The organism is Vibrio sp. (assembly GCF_984391705.1).
Genome location: NZ_CFHWOM010000092.1, coordinates 1 through 8,395, shown reverse-complemented (window position 1 = coordinate 8,395; position 8,395 = coordinate 1). Strand labels below are relative to the sequence as shown.

The window sequence follows — 8,395 nt, the reverse complement described above, 5'->3', positions numbered from 1 at the left end:
GGAAAGAGATTCCAGCTTTGGAATCACGACGTGAACGGATCCAGCCACGAACAGTCACTTCACTGTCGACCGCTAGCTGACCTTTCAAAACGTCTGATACAGGCGCGTAAGTCATGTTTGAAATATTCTCCATTGAGGTAAAAATTCAACCCAATGCGTCATTCGCTCATCAATACAATGAGTCAACATTGGGTTGGATAGAATTCTACAGATTCAACGGAACATATTACCTTTCAAATATTATGCTTCAACCTTTATTGTCAATTAGACGAACAAATTTAGCTCTTATTTGCCTATTTCTTCTCGGAAAGGGCGAATTGAGCCAAAAGAGCCTCTAAATGCTCAGATAATTGCTCAAGATTCATACTGATATCGCGAGTTTGGCTGGCTGACTCAGTCGTATCGTTTGCGTGCTGAGTAATTACTTGAACCTTATTTTGAACTTGATGGCTAAGGTGCGCATTGTTGCTCGTTTGTTGCTGTATGCTGTTCGCATGTGCCAATGCTTGCTGCATCTCTCGAACTACCTCAGACATCGCAAGTGATAGTGCTTCAATATTGTTTGAACGCTCATGGGCGGTTTCACACACTCCGTCAACAGAGCGTAATGATGCCTCACTGTCTTTTTGAAATTGGGCAATGATTGACTCGATACTGCCGGTCGCTTCTGATGTTCTGCTTGCAAGTTGTCGAACTTCATCGGCAACAACGGCAAAACCTCGACCTTGCTCGCCCGCGCGAGCTGCCTCGATCGCGGCATTGAGTGCTAGCAGGTTGGTTTGCTCAGCAACGCCTTTAATAACCTCCAAAATGGAGGACACTTCGCTTGTTTGGTCATTGAGCTCCACAATGCTCTCTTTTACCGACTCGATATCGGTCACCAAGCTTTTTATCTCGTTACTTGCGTTGTGTGCTTGGGTGGCACTTTGTTCTGCAATAGTCGTGGTGTGGGTGATTAATGAAGACGCGTCTTCGGTCGCTTGCTCAACCTGTAACTGTTGAGATTGCATCTGTTCGATGTTGGCTTGAACGTCTGCGGTCTCTTGTTGCTGATTGCTTGCCGCGTCATCGGTAACTTGAGCAACATGAGTAAGTTCCGCTGCGCTGTTTGCAACCTTGTGAGACGTAGTTTGGACCTTTACGAGGCTGTCGTTGACTGTATCCATAAACGAGTTGATTGCGCTAGATAACTGGCCAATTTCGTCGTTTTGTTTGTCGGTTAACCTAAGCGATAAATCCTTGGTCTCACTTACACTTTGCATAAAAGCAGAGGTTTTCTGAACTGGGCGAACAATGAACTTACGAATCAAAACTAGCGTAAGGACAAGACCAATAAAACCAAGGCTACTCATGATCGATATTGCGATGATGGTTCGTTTACTTACCATACTGTTTACGTGGGAAAGATTGTATTCCAGACGAATCGCTCCCAAAACTTCACCTTCAGGAGCCATATGACAGGAAACACAGTTAGTACCACGATAGTTTTCGCTGGATTTCATCGGCAAAGCAACAACGATGCCTTTTCCCCAATCTGCCTCGATTGGCTCAATGACGAGTTCTCCTGCAAGTGCGCGCTGATCATAGTCATCTTGCGGTACTTGGTTGTCTTGACCTGGGCCATATAACTTGCTGACGGAGTCGGCTCGCAATACACGTACTTGTTCAATGCCTTCCTGCGCTAACGCTTTTTGTCTCAAGGTCTCTTTTTGAGCCATAGTGCCTGTTAGCATCATCATATTTAGGCTATCGAAATAGTTACTTGCCTTGTCATGCAGTTGCTCACTTAGTACCGAGTTTAGTAAGTCTCGTTGCTGCAAGTATTGATAAGAGGTTGAGGCAATAAGAACCAGCCCGAACACACCGACTAATGTAATTAATAATTTAGTTGTTATTGATAGGCGCATTATTGGATTAATATCAATTTTATAAGAATAGACGTGCACATGATTGCCTAGATAAAACCAGAGATAAAGTAGGGAATTTATGGAATGTGACCAGAGTAAGAGTGATGATAATGTAAATGTGATGTGAGTTATGTGTAATCAAATTATTGGCGGCCGCCAACTTTTCGTCTTACCGTTCTAAATTTTGTGAGCAAATCGAGAAACAACATTCGTAACTGAGAATAGAGGGTAGGGGATGTCCTTTCTTATGAAGAAGTGTACGGTTACTCTTTCTTAAAAATTTCTGTTTGAATAAATAATCGCCACTCAGTCAGTTTGGCGTTGCAATCGTCCGCCTGTTGGATAATATGAAACCACCCATGTCGGGTCATGCAGCATAGGATTTGCTGTTTTTTGTTTAATGGATTGTCTAGCTGTAATGGACATCTTGATGATTTTCAAAATTACCACACCGATTATCGAACCGACGGAAGGTTCGCCCCATACTTGTCGAGCAATACCTAATTCTGCATCTCGTTTTCAAGCCTTTCGCATTTTCTCGCGTCACTCCTTTTCTGCTTTCTTCTTTAAAGCTCGCTATTCGTATTGTTTTTGATTGTTAGCCTTCGCGCTAGGCACGCGCACATCTATTAAAAATTAATCAAAACAGAATACGAAAATATGAATACTAAACTTTTAGGTAGTTCCCTAATAATCTCTGGTACCGCGTTGGGTGCTGGTATGCTCGCTATCCCAATGGTCCTCGCTCAGTTTGGACTTTTGTGGGGTACTTTACTGATGATTTTTATATGCTTTGGGACCACATACGCAGCGCTGTTGCTACTTGAAGCTACGGTTAAGTCTGGTGGTGGCCTTGGGCTAAACTCTATTGCGAGAAAAACACTAGGAAAAGGTGGTCAGCTTGTTACCAATGGCCTTTTATACGCGCTGTTGATCTGTCTTTTGATGGCCTACATTCTAGGTGCGGCAGATCTTGTCGGGCAATTAATGGCAGCTTTGGGGCTGGAATTGACAACAACGCAAAGCCAAATATCATTCACTTTACTATCGGGGCTCGTCATTGCTGGTGGTACAGGTGTGATTGATAAGCTAAATCGAGGGCTGTTCTTTGTCATGATAGCGTGTTTAGCCCTGACACTTGCGTTCCTGCTTTCGGATTTTAGTGTAGGTAACTTTGCTCGAATAACGAATGACAATCATGTAGAACTGATTAAAACAAGCGCGGTGCTATTTACCAGCTTTGGTTTTATGGTCGTGATCCCATCATTGGTTTCATACAACCACGAGGCATCAGATCAAGAGCTTCGAAACATGGTAATCATAGGCTCATTGATTCCGTTGGTGTGTTACCTTTGTTGGTTGTTTGCCGTAGTCGGAAATTTAAATCCTACTCAGCTTAGCGAACTTAAAGGTGTCGGCGATTTAATTGCGGCTTTTGAGCATCATTCGAGCTGGATTGCTACGTTGCTTTCTGTATTTACGGGATTAGCACTACTGACGTCATTCTTTGGTGTTGCTATGTCTTTGTTTAACCAAAATAGAGATATGTTTAACCAAAATCGCTTGGTCACTTATGTGTTAACTTTTGTACTCCCTCTAGTGGGATCTCTATTTGCCGCTGATAAGTTTTTAGCTGTGCTTGGTTACGCTGGGATTATCTTAGTGTTTCTTGCGGTGTTTGTTCCACTTTCCATGGTATACAAATTACGTCTAGCCAACACGGAACCTGAGCGCTACAGCGCAGAGGGCGGAGCGGGAATGCTGATTTTCTCTCTAGTCTTTGGCGGATTTTTACTTGCGTCACAGGTGATTTAGTAGCAAAGCAATACGTCTCATGATAATAAGTAAAAAAGTCGCGAACGTTTGTTCGCGACTTTTTCAATATAAGGCTTTGTGGATTACTCGGAAATAAGTTCGTTACCCGATTTTTCACCCGCAAAGAACTTCTCGATGCTGTCGAGCGTTGTAGTGGCAATATTGTGCAGTGCTTCATTTGTTAAAAATGCTTGATGGCCAGTAAACAGAACGTTGTGACAAGCTGACAAGCGACGGAATATGTCATCGACAATGATGTCGTTGGACTTATCTTGGAAGAAAAGGTCCTTTTCGTTGTCATATACGTCTAAGCCCAAAGAGCCAATTTTCCCTTTCTTTAGCGCTTCAATGGCAGCGGCAGAATCCAATAGCTTGCCGCGGCTAGTATTAATGATCATGACGCCATCTTTCATCTTATTGAAGGCTTTTTCATTTAGCAGGTGTTTGTTATCGGCGGTCAAAGGACAATGCAACGAGATAATATCTGACTGTGCATAGAGTTCATCTAGCGAACAATATTGTGCACCTAACTCGATGGCATTTGGGTTCTCATAAGGGTCATAACAGAGAATATTCATACCAAGCCCTTTGAAAATTCTCATCGCCGCAACGCCTATTTTCCCCGAGCCAATAACACCAATGGTTTTGCCATAGAAATTAAAGCCTACTAGGCCATCTAACGAGAAGTTTGCATCCCGCGTACGTTGATAGGCTTTATGTAAGCGGCGGTTAAGGCACATCATCATACCAACAGTGTGCTCGGCAACGGCTTCTGGAGAGTACGCAGGGACACGAACGACTTGAAGGTTGAGTTGTTTCGCCGCTTCTAGGTCAACTTTATCAAAGCCAGCGCAGCGCATCGCAATTATCTTAACGCCAATTTCGGCAAGTTTTTCCAACACTGGACGGGATAAGTTGTCGTTAACAAAAGCACAAACGACATCACATCCCGTCGCCATTTGCGCAGTTTTTTCATTTAAGCGGAAGTCGTGGAAATGAAACTCGACATTGGGATTTTTATTGGCTTGATTGAAAGATTTTTCGTCGTAATTTTTGGTGCTGAAAAACGCGATATTGAGCATGATAGCCTCACTAGATGATAACGAATATCGAAGCCTAAATGTGACATAGAACACACAAAATAAAAACGCTAAATCGAGTAGGGGTTTATAGGGGGATTAATCTAGAAGGCGCACATTTGTGCGCCTTTATTGGGTCAGTTAAATTAGTTGCCCCATATTTGTTGAACAAATTCAGGATGATCGATAAATGGGTTGCGATTACCTTGGAAGTCAAAAACAGCCTGATTTCGAGCTTGTTCCTTTACGCTGACAGGATCTTCATTATGCCAACGCTTGAGCATAGTAAGTAACCAAGGTTCAAACACGGTAGTATTGGTACCATTCAATACAGCATCGGAGCTTGCGCTGTTGCTCTCCCAGCTCGCGATCACATTCTCATAGCGAGTAGCCATGTAGAAATAAGCGCGGGCAAAATCTCCTTTGAACTCGTCGATAGGTTCAAACACTGTGCCAGTGTAGCCAAGGCTACTACTCGATGAGCCAAGTTTAGAACCATTACTTGAAATATAGGTCGCACTACCTACTTCACCAAATGGCCAGTTGCTGCGTTTTGCGTTCACGTAACCATCGGTAGCAAACAAGTGGTGACCATCAGAGTTCATTGGTTCAACTTTTCCACCAAACCAACTCTTAGGGAAAGAATGTTCGCGGTTGTAGCAGTCACCTTCCTTACTATATTGACCACATTGATTGGTGATTTTAATAAAGCTTGTCGCGTCATTGCCTTCTGGTTTCTCAGAGTAGACGTCGAGTATTGAACCATCGTTTTCGTAATAAGTATCGATGTCAGCATCTTTAACCAAATCCCAGACAGCACTGTAACCCTGAGAGGTATGGTTATTGATGATGTCGTACAAGGCTGTCTTTAACTCGTAACCTGTTTTACCAGCCGCTGCTTGATAGTAGCCATCTACAACAGGGGGAGTGGTACTTCCTAGGGTAAACTTGGTTGTTTGGTTGTATTGGAAGTCACCGCCTGACGCTAGGATGGTTTGCCCTGATGCTAGACTGTAGGCACCATTTCCATTCCCACAACAAATACCATCACCATAGGTATCTTTGATTGAAAATTGGTATTCGCCATCGGCCAAACAAAGGTTCTGTTGGTAGTTTGTTGAGTTATCGTAGCCTTGCCCCGATTCAATTACATTACCGCTACTATTTTTAATATCCCAACTTGTTTCGGAAGCGTATTGATCAGTCGTTAGGTCAAGCGTTAACTTATTATCGCTGCAGGTTTCAGCGGGTGGTGTTGCTGACTGTGTAGGTTGGAAGCTATCAACATAGACATTTTCAGAACCATCAAAACCGCTAATGTCGTAAAAGCGTAAACCGACTTGAATCTCTTTGTTACTTGTTGCGGTATAGCTATGAGAAAGTGTTTGCCATTGATTGGTTTTTGTTGGGTCTGAATAGTTTTGGTAGCCGTCGATAAAAAGGCGTGCTTTGACTTTGCCTTCTGTATGGTAAAGCGAGACGGAAAAAGGGTAGGTTTTCCCTTGCTCTACGTTAATGGTTTGAAGAAAGTCAGTATTGCTTTGTGACCCAGTGTTGACAGAGATTAATGCAGAAAGGCCACCAGAGAGGGCTTGGTTACTTGAAGGTGAAACCGCAATACCTGAGTCGATGGTTGACCAGTTCGTTGGAGCATTACCACTCCATTGCTCGAAGTCTCCATTAGCGATCTGTGATAAAGCAGCAGGAGAGCAAAGCAGTGAGAGTAGGGTAAGACTTGTTATTTTTGTTGTCATAATAGTTCTCATTGGATTAGTAAATCAGCAACAAGATAATCATTTGTTTGAGCTATATGTTTTAACTAACTCTCATTTATCGATGTCTATAATGATAGTTTTCATATTTTTATGCAGAGGATCTCACAATTGCCATTCGGTATAAATGAAGTGAGTATTGAATTCAGACACAAAAAAAGGAGCGCATATGCACTCCTTTTTGTAATCAATGGCTTGGATTAGCAAATGACTTTGATAGCTAGACCACCTTGAGAAGTCTCACGGTATTTCGCGTTCATGTCTTTACCTGTCTCTAGCATGGTTTCGATAACCTTATCTAGAGAAACAGTAGGAGCAGAAGAACGACGTAGAGCCATACGAGTCGAGTTGATTGCTTTCACTGCAGCAATACCGTTACGCTCGATACATGGAACCTGTACCTGACCTGCAACTGGGTCACAAGTAAGACCTAGGTTGTGCTCCATTGCGATTTCTGCCGCCATACATACTTGCTCTGGGCTACCACCCATAAGCTCAGCAAGGCCCGCTGCCGCCATAGAACACGCTACGCCAACTTCACCCTGACAGCCAACTTCAGCGCCAGAGATAGAAGCGTTACGCTTGTAAAGACCACCGATTGCGCCAGAAGCTGCAAAGTAACGGATGTAATCTTTCTCTGTTACTGTTTGAATGAACTTGTCGTAGTAAGCAAGTACCGCAGGGATGATGCCACACGCACCGTTTGTTGGTGCTGTAACTACGCGGCCGCCAGCTGCGTTTTCTTCGTTTACTGCGAAAGCGAACATGTTCACCCAGTCTACAACAGACATAGGATCGTTAGTCGTTTTCTCAGAGGTTAGAAGCTGCTGACGAAGCGCTGCTGCACGGCGAGGAACACGTAGAGGTCCAGGTAGAATGCCTTCAGTGTTCATACCGCGATCCATACAGTCACGCATTGTCTTCCAGATGTTCGTGAAGTATGTGCGAGACTCTTCGTCAGAGTGCAACGCAGCTTGGTTTTTCATAACCAATGTGCTGATTGAAAGACCGTTCTCTTTACATTGGTTCACTAGCTCTTCAGCGGTAGTGAACTCGTAAGGCGCTTTTACTGGGTTCTCTTCTTCTTTACCGAAGTTCTCTTCATCAACGATGAAACCACCGCCGATAGAGTAATAAGTCTTTGAATACACTTTTTCTTCACCGATCCAAGCGTGGATCTGCATGCCGTTTTCGTGTAGCTCAAGGTTAGTAGTATGGAAGTTCATACCACCATCTTTCGGGAATGATACTGTGTGACAGTGCATGCCAACAGGAAGGCGCTCAGTTTCTTCAACACGAGCAATGAAGCCCGGGATAGAGTCGATGTCTACTTTCTCAGGAGTGTTGCCAGCAAGACCCATGATGATAGCGATATCTGTGTGGTGACCTTTCCCTGTCAGTGATAGTGATCCATATACGTCAACGGTGATTTTAGTGATGTCGCGCAATTTTCCCATTGAACGTAAATCATCAATAAATTCTTTACCCGCTTTCATTGGGCCCACTGTATGTGAGCTTGAAGGACCAACACCGATTTTATAGATGTCAAAAACACTAATCATATCGATTACCTCAAAAGAAAGCCTCCCAAGGGGAAAAGGGAGGCTCGTTATTATCGTTATATTCTTGGATTAATCAGACTTTATAAAAGTGTCTAGATTAAAGAGCGCCGTAGATTACAGAAGTAATTGCCGCAATACCACAAAGAGCTGTGAAAACTTGCACAGGTGCTGAAGTTTTGTACTTAGCCATTGCTGGTACTTTTTGCATCGCGAATACAGGCATTAGGAACAGGATAGCTGCAATCATTGGAGCACCCATT

Annotated in this window: 5 protein-coding genes and 1 pseudogene; 1 reads left to right on the top strand and 5 read right to left on the bottom strand. The window is 43.5% G+C overall.

Annotated elements, in window-relative coordinates; genetic code table 11:
* Positions 1-293 precede the first annotated feature (293 nt).
* Positions 294-1,907: a methyl-accepting chemotaxis protein gene (locus AC4MRV_RS20940; RefSeq protein WP_491189230.1), complete on the bottom strand. Its 1,614-nt coding sequence runs from the start codon at positions 1,905-1,907 to the stop codon at positions 294-296.
* Positions 1,908-2,567: 660 nt separating this feature from the next.
* Between AC4MRV_RS20940 and AC4MRV_RS20935 the strand changes: the two genes are divergently transcribed.
* Complete coding sequence (locus tag AC4MRV_RS20935; RefSeq protein ID WP_491189229.1) at positions 2,568-3,722, top strand: amino acid permease; 1,155 nt, start codon at positions 2,568-2,570, stop codon at positions 3,720-3,722.
* A gap of 83 nt (positions 3,723-3,805) precedes the next feature.
* On the opposite strand, the gene AC4MRV_RS20930 is transcribed toward AC4MRV_RS20935, so the two are convergent.
* From AC4MRV_RS20930 to AC4MRV_RS20915, 4 genes and pseudogenes are all read right to left on the bottom strand, one after another.
* The gene (locus AC4MRV_RS20930; RefSeq protein ID WP_491189228.1) at positions 3,806-4,804 is read right to left on the bottom strand and encodes a 2-hydroxyacid dehydrogenase; all 999 of its coding nucleotides are present in this window, start codon (positions 4,802-4,804) and stop codon (positions 3,806-3,808) included.
* A 143-nt stretch (positions 4,805-4,947) separates the two neighbouring features.
* Complete coding sequence (locus tag AC4MRV_RS20925; RefSeq protein ID WP_491189227.1) at positions 4,948-6,555, bottom strand: endonuclease; 1,608 nt, start codon at positions 6,553-6,555, stop codon at positions 4,948-4,950.
* Between the two features lie 218 nt (positions 6,556-6,773).
* Positions 6,774-8,135 (bottom strand): L-serine ammonia-lyase, encoded by a 1,362-nt coding sequence (locus AC4MRV_RS20920; RefSeq protein WP_491189226.1) that lies wholly within the window; start codon positions 8,133-8,135, stop codon positions 6,774-6,776.
* A gap of 97 nt (positions 8,136-8,232) precedes the next feature.
* A pseudogene (locus AC4MRV_RS20915) lies at positions 8,233-8,395 on the bottom strand (septum formation protein); the annotation flags it as partial.